The sequence below is a fragment of the Streptomyces longisporoflavus genome (assembly GCF_014649775.1).
Lineage (GTDB): Bacteria > Actinomycetota > Actinomycetes > Streptomycetales > Streptomycetaceae > Streptomyces > Streptomyces longisporoflavus.
Map to the genome: position 1 here is coordinate 25,325 of NZ_BMTR01000032.1, position 25,600 is coordinate 50,924.

Annotated in this window: 23 protein-coding genes; 10 read left to right on the plus strand and 13 right to left on the minus strand. The window is 69.6% G+C overall.

Features of this window, described 5'->3' with window-relative positions; all coding sequences use genetic code 11:
- Positions 1-390: 390 nt before the first annotated feature.
- Positions 391-1,524 carry a glycosyltransferase gene (locus tag IE226_RS37665; RefSeq protein WP_190086014.1) on the plus strand — a complete coding sequence of 378 codons (1,134 nt, stop codon included), beginning with the start codon at positions 391-393 and terminating at the stop codon, positions 1,522-1,524.
- Positions 1,525-1,544: 20 nt separating this feature from the next.
- On the plus strand, positions 1,545-2,534 hold the full coding sequence (locus IE226_RS37670) for a zinc-binding dehydrogenase (RefSeq protein ID WP_190086015.1): 990 nt from the start codon (positions 1,545-1,547) through the stop codon (positions 2,532-2,534).
- Positions 2,535-2,720: 186 nt separating this feature from the next.
- Here the strand turns inward: IE226_RS37670 and IE226_RS37675 are convergent, their stop codons facing one another.
- Positions 2,721-3,560 carry a glycoside hydrolase family 19 protein gene (locus IE226_RS37675; RefSeq protein WP_373307099.1) on the minus strand — a complete coding sequence of 280 codons (840 nt, stop codon included), beginning with the start codon at positions 3,558-3,560 and terminating at the stop codon, positions 2,721-2,723.
- A gap of 387 nt (positions 3,561-3,947) precedes the next feature.
- On the opposite strand from IE226_RS37675, the gene IE226_RS37680 reads away from it, so the two are divergent.
- From IE226_RS37680 to IE226_RS37690, 3 genes are all read left to right on the plus strand, one after another.
- Complete coding sequence (locus IE226_RS37680) at positions 3,948-5,108, plus strand: alkaline phosphatase PhoX (protein ID WP_190086017.1); 1,161 nt, start codon at positions 3,948-3,950, stop codon at positions 5,106-5,108.
- Between the two features lie 284 nt (positions 5,109-5,392).
- Positions 5,393-5,950, plus strand: a complete 558-nt coding sequence (locus IE226_RS37685; RefSeq protein ID WP_229871791.1) for a hypothetical protein — start codon at positions 5,393-5,395, stop codon at positions 5,948-5,950.
- 289 nt (positions 5,951-6,239) lie between these two features.
- Positions 6,240-6,431 (plus strand): DUF4236 domain-containing protein, encoded by a 192-nt coding sequence (locus IE226_RS37690; RefSeq protein WP_190086019.1) that lies wholly within the window; start codon positions 6,240-6,242, stop codon positions 6,429-6,431.
- A 153-nt stretch (positions 6,432-6,584) separates the two neighbouring features.
- On the opposite strand, the gene IE226_RS37695 is transcribed toward IE226_RS37690, so the two are convergent.
- From IE226_RS37695 to IE226_RS37730, 8 genes are all read right to left on the minus strand, one after another.
- Positions 6,585-7,895: a glycoside hydrolase family 6 protein gene (locus tag IE226_RS37695; protein ID WP_190086020.1), complete on the minus strand. Its 1,311-nt coding sequence runs from the start codon at positions 7,893-7,895 to the stop codon at positions 6,585-6,587.
- A gap of 137 nt (positions 7,896-8,032) precedes the next feature.
- Positions 8,033-8,998: a glycoside hydrolase family 6 protein gene (locus IE226_RS37700; protein WP_190086021.1), complete on the minus strand. Its 966-nt coding sequence runs from the start codon at positions 8,996-8,998 to the stop codon at positions 8,033-8,035.
- A 374-nt stretch (positions 8,999-9,372) separates the two neighbouring features.
- Complete coding sequence (locus IE226_RS37705; RefSeq protein ID WP_190086022.1) at positions 9,373-10,488, minus strand: endo-1,4-beta-xylanase; 1,116 nt, start codon at positions 10,486-10,488, stop codon at positions 9,373-9,375.
- Positions 10,489-10,553: 65 nt separating this feature from the next.
- Entirely contained in the window at positions 10,554-12,821 is a 2,268-nt protein-coding gene (locus tag IE226_RS37710; RefSeq protein WP_190086023.1) for a glycoside hydrolase family 3 N-terminal domain-containing protein, read from the minus strand.
- 73 nt (positions 12,822-12,894) lie between these two features.
- Positions 12,895-13,731, minus strand: a complete 837-nt coding sequence (locus tag IE226_RS37715) for a carbohydrate ABC transporter permease (RefSeq protein ID WP_190086024.1) — start codon at positions 13,729-13,731, stop codon at positions 12,895-12,897.
- Positions 13,728-14,717, minus strand: coding sequence for a carbohydrate ABC transporter permease (locus tag IE226_RS37720; RefSeq protein WP_190086025.1), 990 nt, complete (start codon positions 14,715-14,717; stop codon positions 13,728-13,730). The genes IE226_RS37715 and IE226_RS37720 overlap by 4 nt, the downstream gene beginning before the upstream one ends.
- A 6-nt stretch (positions 14,718-14,723) precedes the next feature.
- Entirely contained in the window at positions 14,724-16,022 is a 1,299-nt protein-coding gene (locus IE226_RS37725) for an extracellular solute-binding protein (protein ID WP_190086026.1), read from the minus strand.
- Between the two features lie 128 nt (positions 16,023-16,150).
- Positions 16,151-17,209, minus strand: coding sequence for a LacI family DNA-binding transcriptional regulator (locus tag IE226_RS37730; RefSeq protein ID WP_229871792.1), 1,059 nt, complete (start codon positions 17,207-17,209; stop codon positions 16,151-16,153).
- 486 nt (positions 17,210-17,695) lie between these two features.
- Here IE226_RS37730 and IE226_RS37735 point away from each other — a divergent pair, with 486 nt between their 5' ends.
- Together IE226_RS37735 and IE226_RS37740 are read left to right on the plus strand one after the other, a co-directional pair.
- Positions 17,696-18,373, plus strand: coding sequence for a ThuA domain-containing protein (locus IE226_RS37735; protein ID WP_190086028.1), 678 nt, complete (start codon positions 17,696-17,698; stop codon positions 18,371-18,373).
- Positions 18,358-19,476 carry a Gfo/Idh/MocA family protein gene (locus IE226_RS37740; RefSeq protein WP_190086029.1) on the plus strand — a complete coding sequence of 373 codons (1,119 nt, stop codon included), beginning with the start codon at positions 18,358-18,360 and terminating at the stop codon, positions 19,474-19,476. Before IE226_RS37735 ends, IE226_RS37740 begins: the two co-directional genes overlap by 16 nt.
- 128 nt (positions 19,477-19,604) lie before the next feature.
- Here IE226_RS37740 and IE226_RS37745 read toward each other — a convergent pair whose 3' ends face one another.
- From IE226_RS37745 to IE226_RS37755, 3 genes are all read right to left on the minus strand, one after another.
- Complete coding sequence (locus IE226_RS37745; protein ID WP_373307100.1) at positions 19,605-20,297, minus strand: polysaccharide deacetylase family protein; 693 nt, start codon at positions 20,295-20,297, stop codon at positions 19,605-19,607.
- Positions 20,298-20,424: 127 nt separating this feature from the next.
- Positions 20,425-21,108 carry an endo-1,4-beta-xylanase XynA gene (xynA, locus tag IE226_RS37750; RefSeq protein ID WP_229871793.1) on the minus strand — a complete coding sequence of 228 codons (684 nt, stop codon included), beginning with the start codon at positions 21,106-21,108 and terminating at the stop codon, positions 20,425-20,427.
- Between the two features lie 322 nt (positions 21,109-21,430).
- Positions 21,431-22,465, minus strand: coding sequence for a LacI family DNA-binding transcriptional regulator (locus IE226_RS37755; RefSeq protein ID WP_190086030.1), 1,035 nt, complete (start codon positions 22,463-22,465; stop codon positions 21,431-21,433).
- 173 nt (positions 22,466-22,638) lie between these two features.
- Between IE226_RS37755 and IE226_RS37760 the strand changes: the two genes are divergently transcribed.
- Positions 22,639-23,052 (plus strand): hypothetical protein, encoded by a 414-nt coding sequence (locus IE226_RS37760; protein ID WP_190086031.1) that lies wholly within the window; start codon positions 22,639-22,641, stop codon positions 23,050-23,052.
- A 69-nt stretch (positions 23,053-23,121) separates the two neighbouring features.
- On the opposite strand, the gene IE226_RS37765 is transcribed toward IE226_RS37760, so the two are convergent.
- Positions 23,122-24,105 (minus strand): DUF5937 family protein, encoded by a 984-nt coding sequence (locus IE226_RS37765; protein WP_190086032.1) that lies wholly within the window; start codon positions 24,103-24,105, stop codon positions 23,122-23,124.
- 188 nt (positions 24,106-24,293) lie between these two features.
- Between IE226_RS37765 and IE226_RS37770 the strand changes: the two genes are divergently transcribed.
- Positions 24,294-24,743 (plus strand): hypothetical protein, encoded by a 450-nt coding sequence (locus IE226_RS37770; protein WP_190086033.1) that lies wholly within the window; start codon positions 24,294-24,296, stop codon positions 24,741-24,743.
- A gap of 397 nt (positions 24,744-25,140) precedes the next feature.
- Positions 25,141-25,542 (plus strand): hypothetical protein, encoded by a 402-nt coding sequence (locus IE226_RS37775; protein ID WP_190086034.1) that lies wholly within the window; start codon positions 25,141-25,143, stop codon positions 25,540-25,542.
- Positions 25,543-25,600 lie beyond the last annotated feature (58 nt).

The window sequence follows — 25,600 nt, forward strand, 5'->3', positions numbered from 1 at the left end:
TGCTGGTCCCGGTTCTGGTCCTGGTGCTGGTCTTGGTGCTGGCTTCGGTCCCGGGAAGGCAATCGCGCACCCCTCGCCGGGAAGCGCGGCACCGTCACCAGCATAGAAGCCGCACGATCACCGAGGTCGAGCGGTCCTCCGGGGCAGGTGGGCGATGAGCTAAAGCGGATGATGTTGGCGTCGAGTGAGCACCGTATGAGCACTGTTTCACGGTCCCGACCTCGCACAATGATCGAGAGTCACGCCCCGTGCACCGCCCCGGCCGCCCCTCGGCGACCCGGCTGTCGCGTGCCGTGGCGCGTGTCCGCGCCCCCCGTCTCCGCGACAGGGAACGGCCTCAGCGGCGCCCCGACACCTGATCTCCCGATCCGACAGGAAGACCGAACCATCATGCGCATTCTGTTCTCCGGCACGCCCGCCTACGGGCACCTCCTGCCGCTGCTGCCCCTTGAGCGGGCGGCACGAAAGGAGGGGCACGACACCGCCGTGCTCACCCACGGCTCCATGGCCGACGTGGTCGCGCCGGCGAAGGTCCTGCCCGCCGGGGCGAGCCTGGAGGAGATCATGCAGGAGGTGCACCGGCGTACGGGGGCGAACGCGGCGACGGACACGAGCGCGGCGACGGTCGGAGAATTCTTCGGCGGCGCCCGGGTGGACCTCGGGATCGACGAGGCCCTCGCGGCGGCGCGGGAGTTCCGTCCCGACCTGGTCGTGTCCGACTACGTGGACTACCTGGGGCCCGCGGTGGCCGCCGGGCTGGGGGTGCCGTGGGCCTCCCACGCCGTCGGCATCGCCGTCGAAGCCTCTCAACGCGAGGCGATGCAGGCCTGTGCCGCGGAACGGATGCGCAAGCGCGGCATCACTCCCACCGAGCCGGTGGCCACGGTCGACCCCTGGCCCGCGTGTCTCCAGCAGGACGACTGGACGGCGGCGCCGGACCGGATCGCCCTGCGCCCGGAGGCCCACGAATCGGAGACGGAGACGGGCTCCTGGTCGCGGCCAGAGTTCCCCGGCCGTGACCATCTGCCGCGCGTCCTGGTCACCCTGGGCACCATCGTCGATGATGCGGACACCCTGGCCGCGATCGTCGACTCGCTGGGCGCGCACGACGTCAACACCATCGTGGCGGTCAACCCGGCCGCCGGCACGGACAGCCTCAGCGTGGACACCTCGCGCGTGCGCTTGGCCGGGTTCGTCCCCATGAGCCGCCTGCTCGACGGCGTCGATGTGGTGGTCTCCTCCGGCGGCGCGGGAACGGTCCTTGCGGCGCTCGGCTCGGGCACCCCGATGGTGATCCTGCCCCTGGGACTCGACAAGCCCGTCAACGCGGAACGCACCGCCAACATCGGGGCGGCCGTGGTCGTGACGGAACCGCGAGCCATCGGAGAGGCCGTCGGCCGCGTACTCGCCGACCCGTTGTACGCCAAGTCCGCGACCACCGCCTCGCAGCTGATCGCCGAGATGCACACGGCGCAGGACGTCCTCGGCATGCTGCTCGCCCGCATCGCGCCGACCGGGCGCTGAACGCAAAGGACGGTCTTCACATGTACGCGATACGCCAGTACGCCTACGGCCCCGCCGACATGCTGCGTCACGAACGGGTGGACCGGCCCGAACCGGGCGCGGGCGAGGTATTGATCAAGGTCGATGCCGCCGGGGTCCATCTGATGGACACGGTCCTGCGAGCGGGCTCGGACCTCGGACTGCCGTTGCTGGAGCTGCCGATGACACCGGGGCGCGAGGCCGCCGGTACCGTCCAGTCCATCGGCGCGGAGGTCGATCCCTCCTGGCTGGGCCGCAGGGTGGTGGCCTACCTCGGTCATGAACGCTCCGGTGGATACGCCGAGTTCGCGGTGGCGGACACGGCGTCGCTGCACGCACTGCCTGCCTCGCTCACCGCCGCGGCGGCGGTCGCCATGATCGGTACCGGCCGTACGGTGGTCGGCGTCCTGGACCAGGCGCAGCTCACCGCCCGTGACACGGTCGTGGTCACCGCCGCGGCCGGCGGGATGGGCATCCTGCTGGTGCAGGCGGCCCGGCGGGCGGGAGCCGTCGTGGTCGGACTCGTCGGCGGCCGGCGCAAGAGGGAGCGCGTTCTCGCCGAGGGCGCGGACGCGGCGGTGGACTACACGGCCGACGGCTGGGCCGAGCGGCTGGCGCAGGCCGTGGGCCCGGATGGTGCGAGCGTGGTGTTCGACGGCGTCGGCGGCCGGACGGGCGTCACCGTCATGCGCAGCCTCACCTCCGGAGGCAGGCATCTGTACTACGGGTGGGCCTCCGACCCGGGCAGCTTCGCGGCCCTCCCCGCAAAGGAGCTCACCCGGCGCGGCATCTCCTCGCAGTTCGTGGCGGGCCCGACCCTGTTCGCGCTGCCGGGCGGCATCCGCGCGCTGGAACGGCGCGCCCTCGAAGAGGCGGCCGCGGGACGGCTGCGCCCGGCTCTCACCACGTACGCCTTGACGGACGCGGCGCGGGCACATCGCGCGCTGGAGTCCCGCGCCACCACGGGCAAGGTGGTGCTGCTTCCCGGGTGAGGTCCGGGCGGCCCCTGCAATGTTGAGGTGACGGGTGGCTGATCCGGCACCGAGTTCGCGGCCGGGCAGGCCCGGCATCCGGCGCTCCGGTCGGCTGCTGCCACCGGAGCACGGCGCGAGGCGCGGAGCCGGGCGGACCTGATACGGGACCAGGGCCGCCCGGCCGTCGTGCGCGCGGAAGGAAGGTCAGCAGCTCAGGTTGGAGCCCGGCGTGGTGCCGAGGATCTGGGTGAACTGCTTGTAGCGGTCGACCCGGCTCTGGACCTGGCCGGGGTTGCCGCCGTTGCACTCCAGGCTGCCGTTGATGGCGCGGATGGTCTCACCGAAACCGCGGCTGTTGACCATGGCGTTGTGCGGCGTCATGGTGCCCGGTCCCGACTGCGTGTTCCAGTACCAAAGACCGGTCTTCCAGGCGATGGCCGGGTCGCGCTCCACCAGGTAGGGGTTGCGCAGGAGGTCGATGCCCAGCGCGTCGCCCGCCGCCTTGTAGTTGAAGTTCCAGCTGAGCTGGATCGGGCCGCGGCCGTAGTACGCGGCCTGTCCCGCGGGGCAGCCGTAGGGCTGGCCGGCGTCGCAGTAGTGCGGGTAGTTGGCCTGGTTCTGCTCGACGATGTGGACCAGCCCGCCGGTCTCGTGGTGGACGTTGGCGAGAAACGCCGCTGCCTCCTGGCGCTTGATGGTGTCGCTGCCGGTGTTGGCGAAGGCCGGGTACGCCTTGAGGGCGTCGGTCAGGCCCTTGTAGGTGTAGAACGAGTTCCGGCTCGGGAACATCTGGTTGAACTGCGCCTCGCTGACCAGGAATCCTGACGGGTCGGGGTTGCCCGGGTCGGTGCCACCACCGCAGGTGCCCGCGTCGGCCCAGACGTCGCTGCGACCCGGCGTCTCGTTCTGGGTCCACCACTTGGCGGTCCAGTTGTGCCCGTTGTACGAGGCGGTGTTGCCGCCCGTGTAGACGGACGAGGAGTTCCACGGGGTTGCGCACGCGGCGGCGGACGCCGTGGCGGCGGCCGGGCCAAGGACGATCATCGCGCAGAGCGTACCTATCGCTGCTGCGAAACTGATGAGACGTTTGATCACGCGACATCTCCTGTCGGGCGGGCCGGAGGCGGGGTGTACGCCGCCATGGGGGTGTCGGTGACTCAAGCGGATTGGTCTGGACCTGTCAAGGTCTGGACCAATCCTGGTGCACGGCTGACCGGAATTCGCCGCTCACCGCCGCCCGCACCAACCACATCACGGTGCACGAGGAAAGCGCTCCTGCGGTTCAAGGGGAACAGGCCGGCAGCAGACGCTTCCACTTCACCGGTTGTTGACGCCCCGTCAATCCGGGACTCCTACCTTCCGCTAGCACCCCTCGCGACCCCGCCGCCCGACCGGTGCGGCGGGACGGTCACCAACCCCTGGAGTGATCAAGTGGAACGTCGTGGTTTCCTGCGTGGAGCAGTCGTCGGCGGCACAGCAGCGGCATTCGGGTACACGCTCATGCAGGGCGCGGCCTACGCGGCGCCGGCCCAGAAAGGCCCCGGCCCGTACGGCGCGCTCGGCGCGGCAGACTCCAACGGCATCCAGCTGCCCGGCGGCTTCACCAGCAGGGTGATCGCCCGGTCCGGCCAGAAGGTCGGTTCCACCACCTACACCTGGCACGACGCCCCCGACGGCGGTGCCTGTTTCGCCGACGGCACGGGCTGGATCTACGTCTCCAACTCGGAGATCTCCTCCACCGGCGGCGCCGGCGCGATCAAGTTCAACTCGACGGGCTCCGTCACCGCCTCGTACCGGATCCTCTCCAACACCAACCGCAACTGCGCCGGCGGGGCCACCCCCTGGAACACCTGGCTGTCCTGCGAGGAGGTCAGCACCGGCTACGTCTACGAAACCGACCCGTGGGGCGTGAAGGCCGCCGTACGCCGCGATGCCATGGGCCGCTTCAACCACGAGGCGGCGGCCGCCGACCCGGTCCGCAAGGTCATCTACCTCACGGAGGACGCGTCGGGCGGCTGCTTCTACCGGTTCGTTCCGTCCACGTGGGGCAACCTGTCGGCGGGCACGCTCCAGGTCCTCAAGGCCGGAACGGCCACCTCAGGCAGCTTCACCTGGGCGACCGTGCCCGACCCGGACGGCTCGCCCACCCCGACTCGTGACCAGGTCTCAGGTGCCAAGCTGTTCAACGGCGGAGAGGGCTGCCACTACGCCAACGACACCGTGTGGTTCACCACCAAGGGAGACGGCCGGGTCTGGCAGCTCAACGTGGCCGCCGGCACCTATGAGCTGGCCTATGACGACTCCCTGGTCGTAGGCGGCGGAGCCCCGCTGACCGGCGTCGACAACGTCACCGGCTCGTCCTCCGGTGACCTGTACGTCGCGGAGGACGGCGGGAACATGGAGATCTGCATCATCACGCCGGACGACGTGGTCGCGCCGTTCCTGCGGATCGGCGGCCAGTCCTCCTCGGAGATCTGCGGCCCGGCCTTCTCGCCGGACGGCAAGCGCCTGTACTTCTCCAGCCAGCGTGGTACGAGCGGCAGCTCCTCCGGCGGCATCACCTACGAGGTCACGGGCCCCTTCCGCAGCTGACCGCCCCTTCTGCCACGAGCCGCTCATGACCGCCGACGTTTTGGGGCGGGCGCACGACTCCTGAACGTCAGGGGCTGTTCCGGCTCGAGCAATTGATCAGCTTGCTGCGGTCGTGGTCCGCGCTGAGACGACGAGGAGGGAGGTGACGCTGTGTGCGAAGCCTCTGGTGGACACGTTTCTCTTGGTCGAAAACCCATCTACCAGGGGCATCGCCCGGCTGTCGGCTCAACCAGCAGGCGCACCACTCAGGCTGGGCGATGCCGTTCACTGGCAGACTAGTTGTCGTGTCCAGCTCCTACGCGCAGCCCATCCTGAGAACTGCGGACCTCTCCGAAGGTTTGTGCGCCGTCGGGAGGCTGCTTGAGATCGCTGACCTGGGAGACCTCGAAGTCGATTTCGATGTGCGGATCTCCTCGACTCGCCCGCTTTCGGCGGTGCTGGCCGTGCTGCCGGACGCCGAGTGGTGGGCGGAAGGGGATAGGGACGGCTCGTCGGAGCGTAGGGATGATCCATCGGCCTTCTTGCCCATCCGGCTGCGACGCTGGGCCGGGGCACCGGAAATGGTGAAGCCATTCCTCCAGGCGGTCGGCGACAGCCCGGCGACGGTGCGGTGGGACTTCACCGCTTGGCCCGAGGCTCCCGAGGTAGGTCTGGGAGTGGGGGGATCCCGCGGAGCATTCGTCACGCTGTGTTTCCACACCCGCGATCTGGACCTTGAGGAGCCTGCGGCCGACTACACCGTTTTCGTCCACGTCAAGCAGGTGGAGGCCGAGCGTGCACCATGGCTGGCAGCCCGAGTCGGGTTGCGGGTGATCGGCGACTTGGTGATGGCGCCGTACTGAGGAAGCTGTAGTACCGGTGCGTCGCTGCCGGGATCGTCCCAGCGGGGATGCACGGGGTCGTGAGGAAGTGCTCAGGCTCTCGCCAGGACGGACCAGTGGAGCGTGCGCGTCGTCTTCGGCGACCTTTGCAGCACTCCGTAACCGCCGGCCCCTCATCAAACGGCAGACCGCCCCATCGGCGCGCGACAGCAGCCCCCGAGCGATCACCGGGGGCATGGGCTCGGGAGCCGCCGCGTACGTGAGGGACGGCCCTTTGCGGGTACCCGGAGACGGACACTAGGAGGACTCCATGCCGCTCACCTTCCGAAAGAGCTTCCGGATACTTCCCGGCGTACAGCTCAACATCAACAAGCGCTCGTGGTCCCTCACCACAGGTGGCCGGCACGGCCCCCGCCGCACCCACAGCAGTACCGGCCGGCGCACCACGTCGATGGACCTGCCGGGCCCGTTCGGCTGGCGCCGCACGACGAAGCGACGGTAGGAGAAGAGCAGAAGACATGGACTCGGCTGCCGTCGACCGATACGTCGGCGTCGTGCAGGGCGAACCTGGAGAGCACGACGCCGACGCGGTTCTTGTGATCCACCTCCCCGACATCACGGGTGATGTCCCCAACTCGTCGCTGGCTTTCGGGAGTTACCGGGGGAATTCCAGGCCCGGTACGGCGTTGCGGGCGAGGGTGTGGGCCTGTTCGGGCCACCAGACGCCGGCGGCCGGGTCGACGATGCCGTACTCGGGGTCGATGGTGCCGCCGGTGTTGCGTGTGCAGCTGCCGTCGGACTCGCCGATGGTCTTCACGTACAGGTAAGCATCGACGAGCGGGACCTTGGTACTGGCGGTGGGGCGAGGTCCTATGCCGCGGCCGGGAGGGTTGCACCATGTCTCGGGGTCGCCGGTGTACTTGCCCGGGGGCGGCGTCCAGGCCCCCAGCCCGTTGCGGCTGGTGTCCACCACGAAGCGGGCCAGTTCATCGGTCGACGCGCCGCCCGTGTTCTGGTCGAACCAGTCGTCGGTCCAGTGCCAGGTCGATGGGTCGGTGGAGGAGACGGAGTTGCCCGGGGTGCCGTCGTTGGGCGCGGCGGGCGAGTAGTACTGACTGGCGCACCAGTCGGCGTGGCCGCGGCCCGACTCCGGTCCCTTGGTGGCGTACCACGCGCACTTGGCTATCCAGGTTCCGTAGCGCGAAGTCTGGTCGGTGGGCTGGTAGTTGGACACGTTGAGGGAAAAGCCGTCGCTCTGCTCGAGGCCGGCGTCCAGGAGTCGCTGCGTGATGTCACCGACCGACTTCCACTGGCTGTTGCCCGCGTCGAGATATACAGCGGTGTTCGGCCCGCTCTTCAGGGTGCGCACGGCGTAGGCGATGTCCGCCATGCGGTAGGCGGTGAGTTCGCCGGTGGGGTCGATGTCGCCGGCGCAGTCCTTGGGGAGGGCCGCGAGGCCGTCGGGCTCCAGGACGACGGCGGCCTTGCGGTTGCCGATGCCGTCGGCGAAGGCGTCGATCCACTGACGGTACGCCGCCGAGGAGGCGGCTCCACCGCCGGAGTAGAGGCTGCAGTCGCGGCCGGGGACGTTGTATGCGACCAGGACCGGCACGCGGCGGGTGACCGCGGCGGCGTGGACGAGTTTGCGCACCTCCTTTCCGACCTGGGCGGGTGTGCCTTCTGTGAACCACTGGGCCTGCGGCTGGCCGGCCAGCTTGGCCATGTTCAGGGCATTGGCCCGATCTCCCTTGCGGAGGTCGGTCTTCGCCTGCTTGGCGGCCTTGCTGTGCGGGTCGACGTAGAAGCGCGTGGTCGGGGTGATGACCTTCTGTTGTGCCTGTTCGGCCGGTTGTGCCTGTTCGGCGGGTGCCCCCTGCGCCTGTACGGCCGGGGCCGCCGCGCAGGTCAGCAGGGCGGCCGAGGCGAGCAGGGCCATGCGTCTGATGGGCCGGATACCGGATCTCATGTGTGCTCCTGGTCGGGACGGACGGGACAGGAACGGGACGGTGCAGAGACGAGGACGGGGGCAGAGACGGGGACGGGATGCATCGACGGGCACGGCCACGGCAGTGAAAGGGGCAGCAGCCCGGACGGATGGTGAGGTCAGTAGCCGTAGATCATCTTGTAGGCGACCTCGGGAAGGAACTGACCGGCCACCGATCCGCCGCCCACACCGCAGTTGCCGTCGGATTCGCCGGGCGTCTTGACCCACAGCAGCATTTCGGCTCCGCCGCCGAGTTGGGTCGGGGTGCCGAGCTTGCGGCCTGCCGGGTTGCACCATGCGCCGTTGGAGCCGTATCCGTTGCGGCTGGTGTCGACGGCGTAGGGCTTGGTGTAGCCGTAGGACGAGCTCAGCTTCGCGTTGATCGCGTTGCCGTACGCGGTGTTCTCGCCGGTGGTCAGGTAGTTCGAGACGTTCAGCGAGAAGCCGTGCGCCTTGCGCACTCCCGCGTCGGCGAGGTGCTGCGCCATCGTGGGGGCCGCCAGCCAGGCCGGGTTCCCGGCGTCCAGGTAGACCCAGGTGTTGGGAGCCTTCTGGTTGAACTGGTCGATGGCGTTGTTGAGCAGCGCGTTGCGCTCGGCGATCTGCGCTGGTGTCATGCAGCTCGTGTCTCCCAGGGCGTCCGGCTCCAGGATGACGACGGCCGGACGGCTGCCGATGCCGCCGGCGAAGGCGGCGATCCACGTCTTGTACGCGTCTGCCGAGCCCGCGCCGCCGCCCGAGTGCCCGCCGCAGATGTCGCGGTTGGGGATGTTGTAGGCGACCAGGACCGGAAGTTTGTCCACGGCGTCGGCCGCCCCGACGAACGCGCCCGTGGCCGTGCCGATGGTGCCGCTCCAGTTGCCGAACCAGCGGGCCATCGGCTTGGCCGCGATGTTGTTCCTGATCGCGGCGGCGCGGCCGTCACCGGGGTTGGCGGCGGCCCACGCCGCGGGGGAGGAGTGGGGGTCGACGTAGAACCCGCTGGTCATCGCCACCGGACTGTCGGCGTGGGCGAGTCCGGGGGCTGCCAGCGCGAGCGGGAAGGCGAGCAGCAGCGCGAGCAGGGCACGTCGGTATCTGAACATGGGGAACCTCTTCCTGACGGGGGACGCACCGCACGCGCTTGGATCTGAACGGTGTGCGTGCGGCGCGCTGAGGAAGTACGGGGTGCGACGTCCCCGGGCGACGGTGGCTCCGGGCCCGAGGACGTAAACCGTTGAGGTCGGAGTTCATGGGAGCGCTCCCAATCGGAAGCGGGCCCCATGTGCGTCCGAAGCCCATGGGTATGGGCGGCATCGTGTTGGCGAGGGGCGGAAGGTGTCAAGGGTTCTCGGTCAACTTCGCGTCATGTGACGGAAAGAGGGCCCTGCGGCGGGCGGGAAGTCGCCATCCCCGGCTCGACGGGGCTGCGGGACGGCGGCGTGCGTTCTGCGCCCGCGCGCCACCGTCACCGGCGCCGTCACTTCCCCCGCTTCGCGGTCGCGAGCGCTTGTGCGATCGCGTCGTAGGCGGGCTTGCGCCGGAGGTTCTCGTCCCAGGGCAGCGCCGCGCCCTGGCCCTCGAAGACCGCCGGAATCCACGAGTGGCGGTCGGAGTAGCCCCACAGGGTGATGCCGACGCAGCGGCGGACGGCGAGGCAGGCCTTGGTCACCTGGCCGTACCAGTCGGCCTGTTGGGCCAGTTTGGCCGCGTCCGCCGGGAGGATCATGCGGATGTCGAGCTCGGTGATGGCGACATCGAGGCCGAGGTCGGCGAAGCGCTGGATGTTGCCTTTCATGTCATGCGGGAAGCCGTACTGCAGGGCGAGGTGGGCCTGCATGCCGAATCCGTCGATCGGCACCTTGTCGGCCTTGAGCTGCTTGATGAGTGTGTAGTACGCGTCCGACTTCGCGCCGATTCCCTCGACGTTGTAGTCGTTGAGGTAGAGCTTCACGCGGGGGTCGGCGGCGTGGGCCCAGCGCAGGGCGTCGGCGATGTAACCCGGGCCGAGGGTCTTGTAGAAGATGTTCTCGCGATACGTGCCGTCCTCGTTCATGATCTCGTTGGCGACGTCCCAGGCGAAGACCTTGCCCTTGTAGTGCCGCACCTCGGTCGTGATGTGCTTCTTGAGGATGGCGCGCAGCTCGCGGGCGCTCCAGGTGCCATTCTCCAGCCAGCCGGGAAGCTGGCTGTGCCATAGGAGGGTGTGGCCGCGGACCTTCAGCTTGTGGGCCTGTGCGTATGCGACGATCTCGTCGCCCGCCGTGAAGTCGAAGACGCCCCGCTGGGGTTCGGTGGCGTACCACTTCATGCCGTTGCCGGGCGTGGTGCTGCCGAACTCGGTGCCGAGCAGGTCGGCGTACGCGGTGTCGCCGAGTTCGGGGTTGTCGACGGCGGAGCCGTAGTAGCGGCCGGTGCGCTCGGCCAGGCTGTCGAGCGTGGCGGGGCGGTGCCGGCTGCCGGCGTCGGCGTGCGGGTCGGCGTAGGCGTGTGCGTCGGGTACACCGGCGAGGCCGAGCAGCAGGGCCGCCGCCGACGCGAAGGCGGCGGCTCTGACGCGGGTACGGGCAGGGGCGCGGGGGGTGAGTGTGCGCATGGTGCTACTCCTCAACTCGTGGATGGGGAACGCTGGTTGACCGTGCGCTGTGCTGTTTCTGCGCGTCACTTGACGCGTATCTCGCACCGCATCCGCCGCTCGTGCCCGACCTCCCGTTCCGCACCCGTCAGGGTGAGCGGCACGGTGTGATGGACGCGTTCGCTGGAGGCGGAGACTCGTAGTTCGAGGGCGCCGGGTTCCACGACGCGGCGGCCGTCGGCTCCGGTGTACGCGGCGAGGTCCGCCGGGAAGGTGGCGTGGACCTCGGCGGACGCCCCGGCCTCGAGTGGGACGCGGGCGTAGCCGACGAGCCGGACCTCGGGGCGTGCGACGGTGCCGACCGGGTCGTGGAGGTAGAGCTGGACGACCTCGGTGCCGGGCCGCTCGCCGGTGTTGTGGACGGTGAGGCGCAGGGTGGTATCGCCGTCGGTGGGCAGTTCGGGGGTGTCGCACTGCGGGGCGTCCCAGGCGAACGTGGTGTAGGACAGGCCGTGCCCGAACGGGTAGAGGGCGGTGGGGTCCACGCTGCTTGCGTCGCCTCGACGGCCGAGCGGCGGCGCGAGATAGGGGGCGGGCTGGCCGCCGGGGCCGCGCGGTACGCCGACGGGGAGGCGTCCCGAGGGCTCGACCCGTCCTGAGAGGACTCCGGCGACGGCGGCGCCGCCCTCCTGCCCCGGGAAGAAGGCCTGGACGACGGCGGCGGCTCGGTCGGCCCAGCGGCCCAGGGCGTAGGGCCGCCCGCTGAGGACGATGACGACGGTCGGTGTCCCGGTGGCGAACACCTCGTCCAGCAACGCGCCCTGCTGGTAGGGGAGTTCGAGGTCCTCGGTGTCGCAGCCCTCGCCGGACGAGCCGCGCCCGAAGAGACCCGAGCGGTCGCCGACCACGGTGAGGCAGATGTCGGCCTGCGTTGGGTCGTCGACGAAGAGGGCGCCGGGCAGTTCGGCGCGAAGCGCCTCGGCGAGCGTCGGGACGTCGACGCCGGCGGGCAGTTCTGGGTGGTTGACGCCGACGTGCCGCGGGAACGTGTAGCAGCCGAGCATGGCGGCCTGTTCGTGGGCGAGGGGGCCGGCCAGGGCGATGCGCAGCCCCTCGGCGGCCAGCGGCAGCAGCCCCGCGTCGTTGGCGAGCAGGACGACCGACTCCTGCGCCACAGCCCGCGCCAGGTCCCGCATCTGAGGGGGGTTCAGGTCGATGAGCGCGTCTTCGGTGTCTCCCGTAGTTCCAGCAGTTCCAGCGGATCCCGTGACCGGCTCCCAGTCCCGGTCCAGGAGGCCCAGTTCGCACTTTTGCGTCAGGACGCGCAATGCGGCGCGGTCGATCAGGTCCTCGGGAAGGTGGTCGGCCGCGGGCAGGCAGCGCGCGGCGGGCAGTTCTACGTCGACGCCGGCCGCGAGGGCGATCCGCGCGGCGTCCCCCTCCGTCGCGGCCACCTGGTGGGCGGACTCCAGGAACGCGATGCCGAAGTAGTCGGCGACGACGGTGCCGGTGAACTGCCATGTGTCGCGCAGGAGGTGGGTGAGCAGGCCGGTGTGGGCGTGACCGGGAAGTCCGTCGATGTCGTTGTAGGAGGCCATCACGGAGCGGGCGCCGCCTTCGCGCAGTGCCATCTCGAACGGGGGCAGGAAGATGTCGGCGAGTTCGCGCGGTCCGATGGAGGCGGGCGCGTGGTTGCGGGCGCCGCGCGAGGCCGAGTACCCGGCGAAGTGCTTGAGGGTGGCGACGATCCCCGCGGCCTCCAGGCCGCGCACGTAGGCGCTGCCGATGGTGCCGACCAGGTAGGGGTCCTCGCCGATGGACTCCTCGGTGCGGCCCCAGCGGGGGTCGCGGACGACGTCGAGGACGGGGGCGAGGCCCTGGTGGATGCCGACCGTGCGCATTGATGTGCCGATGGATTCGGCCATCTCGGTGATCAGGGCCGGGTCGAAGGTGGCGCCCCAGGCGAGCGGCGTCGGGAAGATGGTGGCCTGCCAGGCGGCGAAGCCGGTCAGGCACTCCTCGTGGGCGAGTGCGGGCAGGGCGAAGCGGTTCGCGGAACGGACCCGGCGCTGCAGGTCGGCGAGGCGTGCCGCGCCCACCGCGGGCTCGACCGGGACGGTGCCGAAGGGGCGGGTCAGATGGCCCAGGCCGTGCGGCAGCAGGGCGTCGAGGACCGTGCTCTCGGCGACGTAGGTGTGCTGCCCCGGTGCGACGGCGGCGCTGTCGGTGTCGATGTCGGCCCCCAGCCACACGCTGGACAGCTGGGCGGTCTTCTCCTCGGTGGTCATCCGGGCGAGCAGGTCCGCCGCCCGGACCTTGGCGGGCAGGGTGGTGTCCTGCCAGGGCTTGACCATGGAACTCCTCAAGTGCGGTGTGTGCAGGCGGTGGTGGCGGGGCCTGGCGGTCCGGTGGTGCGGTGGTGCGGTGTCAGCCTTTGGTCGCGCCGACGGTGATGCCGCCGACCAGCTGCCGTTCGGCGACGGCGTAGAAGGCGAGGGCTGGCACCATGGCCAGGACGAGGTAGGCGAAGACGCGGGCGATGTCGGTGGCGTACTGGCCCTGGAACTGCTGGACGCCGACGGGGATGGTCCACCAGGTCTCGTTGCTGAACACGAGCAGCGGCAGCAGGAAGTTGTTCCAGCTGCTCACCACGGCGAGGACGGAGACGGTGCCCAGTGCCGGGCGTGCCATGGGCAGCAGGATCCGCCAGAAGAAGCCGAAGGGGGAGCATCCGTCGAGGGTGGCCGCCTCCTCCAGCTCACCGGGGATCTGCCGGAAGAAGCCGCGCAGGATGACGATGGTGATGGGCAGCCCGAATGCCGCCTGCGGCAGGATCACGCCCCACGGGTTGTCGAGGAGTCCGAAGGTGCGCAGCAGGATGAACAGCGGCAGGATCGCCACGGCGAAGGGGAACATCAGCCCCATCGTGAAGAGCGTGAAGAGCGCCTCCCGCCCGCGGTAGGCGAAGCGGGCCAGGGAGAACGCGGCGAGGGCCGCCGCCCCGACCGTCAGCAGGGTCGTGCCGATGGCGACCAGGGTGGAGGCGCCGAGCATCCGCCAGAAGGGTCCCGAGGCGAGGATGTCCGTGTAGTTGGAGGTCACCCAGGGCGACGGCAGGCCGAAGGGGTTGCTGGAGAGCTGGTCGGTGGACTTGAAGCCGGATACGAGGGCGTACAGCAGCGGTGTCACCATGCCGATGCCGACCAGCCATACGATCACGTACAGGGGTGCCTTGCCGAAGCGGCGGCGGCCGGGCGCGGTCATCGGGTGGCTCGCATGTTGGTGAGGGCTCCTTCGGTGTCCCGGCGCAGCACGAAGCGCTGGTAGGCGAGGGCGAAGACGAGGCTGATGAGGAACAGCGCGATGCTGATCGCGCTGGCGTAGCCGATCTCGTAGCGCTTGAAGCCGAATTGGAACAGGGTGATGGCCATCGTCTCGGAGGCGTGGTCGGGGCCGCCCTGCGAGATCACCCACACCAGGTCGAACAGCTGGATGGCGCCGATGACGGACAGGAACGCGCTGATGCGGACGGTCGGTCCGAGCAGGGGCAGGGTGATGTAGCGGAAGCGCTGCCAGGCGCTTGCCCCGTCGATGCGGGCCGCCTCGTGCAGTTCGGCCGGGATGCTTTGGAGTCCTGCCAGGTAGAGCATCATGTGGAAGCCGAAGTACTTCCAGGTCATCACGAGGAACAGGGTCGGCATGACCGTCGACTGGTCGGCGAACCACAGCCCGCCGAGCCCGTCGAGGCCGACCGCGCCGAGCACTTTGTCGGCGAGCCCGGCGTCCGGCGCGAAGATCATGGAGAACAGGACGCCGGTGATCACCTCGGACAGGACGTACGGGGCGAAGAACAGCATCCGGTAGACGGCCCGGCCGCGCAGCTTCTGATTGAGCAGGACCGCCATGGCGAGGGCGAACGGCAGCTGGACGAGCACCGAGAAGCCGACGAGGAGCAGGCCGCGCCACAGGTCGCCGAGGAAGACCGGGTCCTTGACGAGGCGGCTGTAGTTGTCCAGTCCCGTGTAGTCCGAGGGGGAGCCGAATCCGCCCCAGTTGAAGAGGCTGACGTAGAGCGCGTACAGGATCGGGGCGAGCACGAGCGCGCCGAACAGGAGAAGGGCGGGCAGGGTGAAGGAGACGGCCGTCAGCCAGTCGGTGACGCGCCGGGCGAGCGGACGCCGGTTGGCGGGGCCCGGCCGCGACGGCTCGGCGACGGCTTCGGCCGTGTCCTTTACGTAGGTCGAAGTCATCGTCTCTTACTGGCTCTTGGCGACCTGAGTGATGGACCGGGTCACCTGATCGGGGGACTTGGAGCCGGCGATGAGGGCGGCGACGGAGTCGTTGACCTCCTGGCCGACGGCCGGCGGGTAGGCCTGGTCGAGGTAGAGCTGGAAGCCGGTGGACTTGCCGAGCATGTCGGAGACCGCCGTGAGGTTGGGGTCGGTCAAAGCGCTGGTGGCCTCCTTGACGACGGGGATCGTGTCGGCCTTGGAGACCAGGATGCGGTCGGACTCGGGGGTCATGAAGAACTTCAGGAAGTCCGTGGCGGCCTTCGGCGCGCCCTTGCGGACCGCGTAGCCGCCGCCTCCGCCGAACACGTCGGTGAGCTCGCCCTTGCCGCCGGCCACCGAGGGAAAGGCGAAGAAGCCGAGGTCCTTGCCGATGCCCTTGCCCGCGTCGGCCTGCACGACGGGTGCCCACTGGCCCATCAGCTCCATGCCCGCCTTGCCGTTGCCCATGGCGGCGGCCTCTCCGGTGGGGGTGGAGTAGGCGTCGCCGAGGAAGCCCTTCTGGAACGGCTTGAGCGCCACCAGGTCCTTGAGGTGCTCGCCCGCCTTGACGAAGTCGTCACCGGTGAAGTCCTTGGCGTCGGCGGCCTTCTGCATGCCCTCGACCCCGGCGATCCGCATCGACAGATACGCCCAGAAGTACATGCCGGGCCATTTCTCCTTGCCCGCGAGGGCGATGGGTGTGATGCCCGCGGCCTTCAGCTTCCTGACCGTGTCCAGGTAGTCGTCCCAGGTGGTGGGCGGGGCGCTGATGCCGGCCTTCTTGAAGAGCGCCTTGTTGTACCAGAAGCCCACGGCGCCGATGTCGAAGGGCACCGCGTACGTCTTGCTGTCGAACTGGTAGGCCTTGACCGAGGCGGGCACGAGCGTGTCGGCCCACGGTTCGATGGACGGGGTGAGGTCCTCGACGAGGCCCGCGTCGACCTGCTGGCGCAGAACACCGCCGCCCCAGGTGTGGTAGATGTCCGGAAGTTTCCCGGAGCTGGTCAGCGCCGTCATCTTCGACTTGTAGGCGTCGTTCTCCAGCGTGACGAGCTTGATCCGCACGTCGGGGTTCTTGGCCTCGAACGCCTTGGCCCGCTCGGGCCAGACGGTTTTGGACGGCTCGGTGGTCTGGATGTTCCACCATTCCACGATGGTCCGGCCCGAACTGTCCTTTCCGCTGCCGGAGTCGGAGCCGCCGCAGGCGGTGAGCGCGGCCGCCCCGAGACCGGCGGCGGAGGCGGCGCCGAGGAAGCGTCGGCGGGAGAAATCGGAGGCTGGCATGACGCACCTTCCGGAAGTGATCCGAAAACTATCGGTAGATGGCCACGGAAGTTACGGACACAGAGCGGGGGTGTCAACGGCCTTAACAAAAAAGGCCGTTGACACCCCCGATCCGGGTGCCTGCCGCGCTACCGGTCGCGCGGGGCCGCCGTACTGGCTCTGACCACGAGTTCCGTCGCCAGCTCGATGCGCGGCGACGCGGGGGCGACGGCCCGCGCGAGATCGAGAACAGTGCGGGCCGCCAACTTGCCCATGTCGTACAGGGGTTGGCGCACCGTGGTGAGCGGCGGCGCGCTCCAGCGCACCTCCGGCAGGTCGTCGAAACCGACGACGCTCATGTCCTCGGGCGCCCGCAGACCGCGCCGGCGCAGGGCCTCGATCGCACCCAGTGCCATCTGGTCACTGGAGGCGAAAACGGCGGTAGGCGGCTCGGTGAGGTCCAACAGCCGGTTGCAGCCGGTGAATCCGGACGCATGGTAGAAATCGCCGGGCACGATCAGCTCGTCGTCGACCCGCACACCCGCCACGTCGAGCGCGGCCCGGTAACCATCCAGCCTGGCCCGCGAGCACAGCAGCCGGGGCGGGCCCTCTATGAACCCGATCCGCCGGTGCCCGAGGTCGAGCAGGTGCTCGGTCGCCGCCATCCCGCCCGCCCAGTTGGTGGCGCCGACCATCGGCGCCTCGGTCGCGGGCGACCCTGCCGGGTCGATCACCACCAGCGGCACGCCCAGGCGCTGCAACTCCTCGTGCAGCCCGGGCTCCAGGACCGACGTCACCAGGATCACGCCATCGGAGGCGCGGGCCCGCAGATTGGTCATCCACTGCCGCGCCGCGCCCGCCCGGTCATGGATCGCGGAGACCACCGTGCCCACCTCCGCCTCGTGCGCGACCTCCTCCACACCGCGGATGATCTCCACGGCCCACGGGCTGTCCAGGTCGTTGAAGACCAGATCGAGCAGCGCCGCACGGTCCCCGGGCGCGGGCGGCCGGCGCCGGTAGCCGTGCCGGCGCAACAGCTCCTCCACCCGGGCGCGAGTGGCCGGTGACACGTCGGAACGTCCGTTCACGACCCGCGAGACGGTCGGGACCGAGACCCCGGCCTCCCGCGCGATCCCGGCGATCGTCACCCTGGCCGGCCCGTCCGGGCTCCGCGTGGTCGCCTTGCGCTGAGCGCCTTCCCCGGCCACGTTCCCCACCTCCGTCGACTCGCCATCCGAAATCTCCGGATGCCTTCCGGATTCCTTCCGGAAACCGTAGGACATGCCGTCGACCACACGCCGGTCAAGCCCCCGGCCCGCATGACCGGCCGGACACACGATCCAGGACCTCTGCGCGACCGGCCTCCAGAACGGCGGCCGGCCAGGCAAGTTGGCGCCACGCGGACACGACTGCGCCCTCCTCGTGATCGTCGTACGGATGCGCGCGGGCCTTCCGCGCCGGGGCGGTTCCGGCTGGTTCGCCGGAGCGGGGGACAGGTGCCAAGCAGGCGGCGGCCCCGTTGACAGGGGCGGGGAACGGCCTTAAGTTGCGGCGACGTTGCCGGAGGATTCCCGGAAGTTCTCGGCGCACCATTCCCCGACCGTGCAAGGACCGCTGCCCGCGCGCGCGACGCAAGGCCCGGCGTGGCCTACGCCTCCTCGCCGACGCAACCGACACCCCAGGGAGCACGACCCATGGCCCCTTCCCAGATCACGGCCTGTAAGCGGGCGCTGGTGGTCCGCGGCGGCTGGGAGGGGCACGCCCCCGTCGCCGCCTCGGACCGTCATGTCACCGCCCTCAAGGAGGACGGCTACGCGGTGACGGTCTCCGACACCCTGGACAGCTACCTCGACGCGGACCTGCTCGCCGCGACCGATCTCGTGGTGCAGTGCTGGACGATGGGTGAGATCACCGGCCCCCAGGTGGAAGGTCTCAGCCGGGCCGTCCGCGCGGGCACCGGTCTGGCCGGCTGGCACGGCGGCATCATCGACGCCTTCCGCACCGAGACGCGCTACCACCTGATGACCGGCGCTCAGTTCGTGCACCATGCGCGGGAGTTCAGCACCTTCGAGGTGGTCCCCGTGCCGGGCAAGGCGGACCACCCCGTGCTGGCCGGCATCGACGCCTTCACCGTCACCACCGAGCAGTACTACCTGCACGTCGACCCGGCGATCGAGGTGCTCGCAACCTCCCGGTACGGCCACGACCCCGACCACCCCGAACTCCTGGGCACACCGGTACCGGTGACCTGGACACGGCGCTGGGGCGAGGGCCGGGTCTTCGTCACCACACTCGGACACAGCCTCGCCGACCTGGAGGTACCCCAGACCGACGCGATGATCAGAAAGGGCATGACATGGGCGACGCGGTGAGGGCCCGCTCACCCCTGCGCATCGGGGTGGTCGGCGCCGGACAGATCAGCGGGGCGTATCTGCGGACGCTTGCGGCCCTGCCGGACCTGCCCGTCACCGCGGTCGCCGACCTGGACGAGACCCGCGCCTCAGCCGTCGCGGCCACGGTCCCCGGCGCTCGCGCCACCACCCCGACGGAGCTGTACACGGCCGAGGACGTCGACCTCGTCCTCAACCTGACCGTCCCCGCCGCGCACGCCGACGTGGCCCGTGCCGCGATCGCCGCGGGCAAGCACGTCTACGGCGAGAAGCCGCTGGCCGCGACCACCACCGAGGCCCGCTCGGTGCTGGCCACGGCCGACAGCGCGGGCGTGCGCGTGGGTTGTGCTCCGGACACGGTCCTGGGCACAGGGGTGCAGTCCGCCCGCGCGGTCCTGGACGCGGGGCAGCTCGGCATGCCCGTCGCCGCCACCGCCTTCATGGTCACGCCGGGCCATGAACTCTGGCACCCCGCCCCGGAGTTCTACTACCGGCCCGGTGGCGGCCCCCTGTTCGACATGGGCCCGTACTACCTCACCGCCCTGGTCACGCTGCTCGGTCCGGTGCGCACCGTGGTCGGCATGGCATCCACCTCGCGTCCGGTGCGCACCGTCGCCGGCGGTCCGCGGGCCGGTACCGCGTTCCCGGTGGAGGTGGCCACCCACGTCACGGGCGTCCTGGAGCACGAGTGCGGGGCTCTGACCACGCTGGTGATGTCCTTCGACGTCTGGGCCGGCCTCCTGCCGCGCATCGAGGTGTACGGCACCGACGGCTCCCTGTCCGTTCCCGACCCCAACGGCTTCGACGGGCCGGTGCGCCTCTTCAGGGCCGGGGCCCGACAATGGGAGGACGTCCCCGTCCAGGGCGGCTACGCGGGAGCCGGCCGCGGCTACGGCATCGCGGATCTCGCCCGCTCCCTGGCCACCGGCACCCCGCACCGTGCGAGCGGCCACCTCGCCTACCACGTACTGGACATCATGGAGTCGCTGCTCACCGCGTCCGAGACCGGGCGGAGCATCTCCGTCATGAGTGCGGGGGAGCGGCCCGCCGCCGTCCCCGCCCACGCGCAGCCCGGGGCCGGGTGAGCCGGCGCCGGACATCCGACGCCGAGGCGGTCGGGCTCCGATAGCCGGCCTCTCGCGAACATCCCCCTGCGGCACGCCACGTGCCGCAGGGGGATGCACCGTCGTGCAGGACCTCGGGCTTGCGGCGGTCAGGCCGGAGCTGTTGCGCGGCCGGTCTGCGGAGAGATCATGCCGGCGCACAGGCCGCGAGCCGCCAGCCCTTGTGCGATGCGCGGGATCGCGGCGCGCGTGTTGGCGGGCCAGTCGTGCATGAGGATGATCTGGCCGTTGGTGAGCCGGGCGGCGGCCTGCACGATCGCATCGGTACTGGCGCCGTTCCAGTCCTGTGAGTCGACGTCCCAGATGACCTGGGTCAGGCCGTACTTGGCCGCGGTGGACTGCACCGTCGCGTTGGTCTCGCCGTACGGCGGACGGAACAGCCGGGGTGTGCCCCCTCCGCCGTTGGCGATGGCCTGCTGGGTGCGGGAGATCTCCGAGTCGATCTGTGACTGGCTGAGCCGGGTCAGGTGGGGGTGGCTGTAGCTGTGGTTGCCGACCCACATGCCGGCGGCGACCTGCGCGCGGACCTGGGAGGGGTTGGCGGCTGCGTACTGTCCCTGGTTGAACATCGTGGCGCGCAGCCCGTTCCGCTTGAGCACGTCGAGCAGAGCCGGCGTGCCGGCGGACGGGCCGTCGTCGAAGGTGAGGCCGACGTATCCGGTGCAGGGGGCGGCTTGCGCCGAGGCGGCGCTGTTGACGGTGAGGGTGCATGCGCCGGCCATGGTGGCGACGGCCAGCCCTGCTGTCAGGGAACGCAGCGAGCGAGGTGAGCGCATTGTCATCAGTGGGTCCTCCGGCTCGGGAATCTGTTGCGACACCTGGAGATGGCGGCGGTCGCGCGCTGCCGGTCCATGGGCGGCTCGCGGCGCGACCGCCGCAATCATCACCGAAAAGGGCTGTCCAACTCGCTCAGTACACCGTGATGTTGGAGCTTCCGCTGCTCTGGTAGCCCTCGGTCGCCATGATCATGTAGTACCTGAAGCTGCCCAGGGGCATCCCGGCTCGGCCCCAGGCGTCGAAGTGGTTGCCGCTGGTGATGCTTCCGCCCGTGCGCTTCGACTGCCGAACGCTCCAGTACTGGTCGAAGGTGCGCGTGCCCTCGACGGACGGGGCGTTGTACCGCGTGGTCCGGTAGATGTCGTAGGTGCCGCCGTCACTGGTGACGGTGCCCTTGTACGTGCCGGTGGGCCGGTAGGTGCCCCAGTTGTCGACGATGTAGTACTCGACGAGCGGGTTCGACGTCCATCCGTAGAGCGTCAGATAGGCGTTGCCGGAGGGGGAGAAGGAGCCCGAGTAGTTCACGGTCCTGCGGGAGCCGTTGGCCCAGCCCTTGCCGGCCACGAAGTTCCCGGTGTTGCGCCACGAGGTGCTGTACCTGCCGCCGGAGGACAGGGTCATGGAGACCGTTCCGGGGGCGTCGGTCCAGAACGAGTAGTAGTAACCGTTGTTGGTGCCGGTCTGGTTGGTCGTGATGGTCGTGTCCGCGTACGCGGTGCCCGGCAGCGCGAGCGCGGAGGCGCCGAGTGCCAGGGCGCCGGTAGTGCCGATGAAAGTGCGGCGGCTCATCGGGGATGCGGGGGGCAGGTCGCTCATGTTCATGCTTCCTCCTGGTGGGGCCAGCGAGAGGCTGCACAGCCATTGAGGTGCGTGTCGACGTCGATAGGTTGGTGGCGGGCCTGCACACTGTCAACTGTTTCGGCAATGCGAGCGAAACTTTAGTCCCGCGATCACCCGCCACTGTGCACCATCGCACCTGGCCACAGGCATAACTGGGCTGTACAGCAACAGATTTGACGCCCCGAGGTGAGATTCAGCCAGGGTGACGGGTAATCACCTCAATAAGCTCTCCGAAAGTTTTTCGGAGCATCACGAGTCCCGCCGTGCGGCTACCAGCCCCAACCGGACGACATGGCCGTCATCGGCCTTGTCGGCACTCCGCCGTGCTCTCGCGCACGACCAGACTCGTCGCCAGCTCCACTCTGGTCGCCACCGGCTCCTCCGACCGCAGGCGCATCAGCATCTGCGCCGCCCCCTCGGCCATCTCTCGCAGGGGTTGGTGCACCGTCGTGAGCGGGGGACTCGACCACCGGGCCAGGGGAACGTCGTCATAACCGACCACCGACAGATCGTGCGGGACACGCAGGTCCCGCAGCCGGGCCGCCTCCAGGACGCCGAGGGCCTGAAGGTCGCTGCCCGCGAAGATCGCGGTCGGCGGATCGTCCAGACCGAGCAGTTCTGCCGCCCGCTCACGACCGCCCTCGACGTGGAAGTCGCCGTACCGGACGAGTCCGGGGTCTGCCGGCAGTCCGGCCATGCTGAGCGCCGAACGGTACCCGTCGAGCCGGGCCAGCGAGCAGAGCATGTCCTCGGGGCCCGTGATGATGCCGATGCGCCGGTGGCCGAGCTGGACCAGATGCCGCGTGGCGGCCAGGCCGCCGTTCCAGTTCGCCGAGCCCACCGAGGGCACGTCCGGGTCGGGATCTCCGGCCGGGTCGATGACGACGAACGGGATGGTGCGCGAGCGCAACTGCTGTTTCACCTCGCTGGGGAGACTCGAGAAGACCAGGACCACACCGCGCGGCCTGCGCCGCAGCACACCCTCGATCCATTCGGGCCCCGGCGCATGGCGCGTACCGCTCTCGGTGAGCACCACACTCGCACCGCTGGCCTTCGCCACCTTCTCCACCCCGCGGATGAGCTCCAGTGCCCACACGCTCTCCAACTCGTGGAAGACGAGCTCAATGAGCGGCGCCTCGCGAGCGGCCCGGGTGGTGCGCCGGTAGGCGTTCTCGTCCAGGATGCGCTCCACCTTCACGCGGGTCGGAGTCGCCACGTCGCGCCGCCCGTTGAGCACCTTCGAAACAGTCGAAATGGAGACCCCCGCCTCCCGGGCCACCTGCGCCAGAGTGATGCGACCCAAACCCTCGTCATCTCGCATGCTCAGGAGCATAAGGCACGGTCAACCGCCCTCTTCTGTTGCAGTGTTGACCACTCATCCGCCCGCGACCGCCCTGCTGGCCCACCGCCGCCGCCCTCGAAACGATCGGTCCCGGCCTCCTGGCCCGCACCCGCCTCGAACAGGGCCACGAGCGCCGGCTGACCACGCTGCTCGGAACTGCGGTCGTGAGCCGGTGCGCATGGCGACGCCCCAAAGCCGCCCCCACCTACGCGGCCGATACGGCCCAGTCGCTGCCCGGGTGGCGGCGCTCGTACTCGCTGGCCCGGCTGGCCGTTCTGGTATCGGTACGGGCCTCCTTCGACACCGCGACCGAAGCGATCACACGACGCTGCGGGCCGGTGATCGGCAAACGGCCGGTCGAAGACCAGATGGCGAACGCGGCGCACACCGACGCCTTCTCCCGCACCAGGATCCGCCCCCGGTGCACTGCTGAGACGCTGCTGGTGCTCTCGGCGGACGGCAAGGACATCGTCACGCGCCCGGACGCGTTACCGCTCGCGACCCCGAAGGCCGCCACCCGCCCCGGACTCTTCCGAACCCGGCTCGCATCCGGGGAAAAGAACGACCAGCACCCGTGATCACGAGGAACTGCTCACACACAATCACCGGCATGCCACCAGACCCGGCCAACGTTCGCGGTCGCCGTGCTAGCAACGGGCCTCTTCCAGCAGACCTGCCGCATGCGCGGTCCGCTGGTACAGGACGTAGCGACCGTCTCTGACCTTGGTGACGAGGCGTGCGCGGTGCAGGGCGCTGAGATGGTAGGAGACAGTGCCCGGGGTGTATCCGGTTCGGGCGGCGAGTTCCGCGGTGGACCGGGCGGTTTCGAGGTCCGCGAGCAAGGTGGCGCGGGCGTTGCCGACCACTTGCGCGATCTTTCCGGACCTGCGATCCCGGTCGGCTCCGATCCGCTGGGCGGGGTAGTAGAAGACGAACTGACCGGGGGTGTCGACCTGGATGATGACGTCGGGCCAGTTGAGCACGCTGGGGGTGAGGACCAAGTCCCGGCCTGCGACATCGATTTCGGCATCCCACGGCTTGGCGAGGGTGATCGCGTCCCCTGCCCAAGCCATGTCGGGGTGGAGTGCTCCAAGCGTCCGGCCGACGCCATGGGTGGCGATGGTTGTCGCGCGGTGGGCGATGTCCTGATGGATGATCGAGTGCAGTTCGGGCCAGCCCTCGGCCAAGGTATCGCGCCAGAACCGGGCGAGACCGTTGGCGAGACGGCGCTGCATCTGCCCCGACTCCGCGATCCGGCGGGTGGTGGCCGGCAGCGGCCTGTTCCAGTGGGCCCGGGTGAGGGCCAAGACCTGGCTTTCGAGGTCGTCCTGCGCTGCGGCCTCGATTTGCGCGATCTGCTCGTCGATCGTGTCGCGGCGCTGTGCGTCCGTTCCTGGCTGCGGGGTGAGCAGGTCGGGTCTGTAGGTGTCGCCGTTTTGCGGCAACAGGTCTGCGAGCAGGGCAACGTCCGGATGGGCAAGTGACGCGCGGGCGAGTGGTCCAGGATCTCCGAAGACCGGGTGCCGTCCCGACGCGGCGGTTAGTTTCAGCCACGCTATGGATTCCGAAGCAGGGGAAGGGGCCAACCGTGTCCTGGACACTGTATTGGCGTCTACACGCAGGGTGAGCACCGCCCGACGCTAGCAGTCGTCGCGATGGATTTGAACTGGCTCGAATGCTTTCCGTCGCGAGGTCCTCACGTGGTGGAGTCGTGTTGCCGAACAACGGCAGCAACGTTCACTGCCCGATCTGAGGCGGTCGCCTCCGCACGACGGTGAGGTTGCGCACCCGTCACCCGAAGAACCTGGGAGTGGTTGTCATGGTGAGATTGAAGGACACCTCGAAGGTGAAGAGCCGCACGAGGAAGGTCGGCGTGGCCGTGACCGCAGCCGCGTCGGTTGCCGGGATTGCCCTCGCGACGACACCCGCGACGGCCGCCGCCGCTTCCGCCACCGTCTCGATCGAGTATGGGGCGAGCTACTACAAAGGCACGGCCAGCTGGTCCAACCGGTCGGTCAGCGTCGACGCGTCGTTCAAGGCCAGCAATTGTCGGCGGGTCTACGCGCGGGCGTTCGCCGGCAGCACCTCACTGGACTTCAAGAGCAGCAGCACCTGGTGCAATCGATCCGGGCCGGCAGACTTCGCCCTTGCCGCGAACGTCGTGGGTGGGTCCGACAACATCTGGGTCTACATGACGGACGAGAACCAGAACTACCTCAAGGGACAGACCTGCTACCGCGCCGGCTACTGCATAGACGGCCTGCACTGATAATGCAGCGGCCTCTGTGGTGATGGCTTGTCAGTTGAGCGTCACGTGGCGGCGCCAGCCGGGACAGCGTCGGATCTGACAGTCGCCCGGGACGTCGCCGGTGGTCTGGATGGGCCGTTCGGGGAGGTCGCGGTCGGCCCACCCAGATCGTCAGGCGCGCAGCTTCCGTGGGCCCTGTCGCCCCTCGGCCCGCTGACCTGACCGCGGCCGGAATGACATGTGGGTCTGACACAACCGGCAGGCCACATCCGTGCATTGATGACAGCGATGAGAATCGTCGCTTCGAAACAGACCGCGAGTTTGCCGAACCGGGTCGCCACCGCCCTGTTCCGCTTCACCCGGTTGATGCCGCACGCGACCGCGTGTTGGGCCCTGAAGTTCCCATCCTGGAGATCGCATGAAGACTCATCTCGCCGCCGCTCTCGGTTCCGTTGTGCTGACCGCGGGCACCTTGCTGGGCGCTCCCACCGCCGTGGGCGCGCAGAGCGCCCCCTACCCGAGCACCCCTTTCGATGTCACGGCCGGTGCCAGCTCCGTCCAAGGCACCCTGACTTGGTACAACCGGTCGGTCGGGGCCACCGGAAAACTCCGGGCCGGCGACTGCACCAGGCTGCGGTTCAGCACGTACGGCGCCTCTGGCAACGAGCTCGGCTCCTGGCGCAGCAGCATCCAGTGCAACGTGACATACCAGTTCAGTACCGTGCTTCCTGCCAATGCGCCCGGAGGGGCCGCGTCCGTCGAGATCTGTCTTGGCGATGCGCACGCGGCCCTCACATGCGAGCGGTACAGCCGGCCCTGATCCATCCGACCGGCCGGGCTGCGTAAGCCTGGCGGCCGCCAGTAGGGCTCCGTCAGGC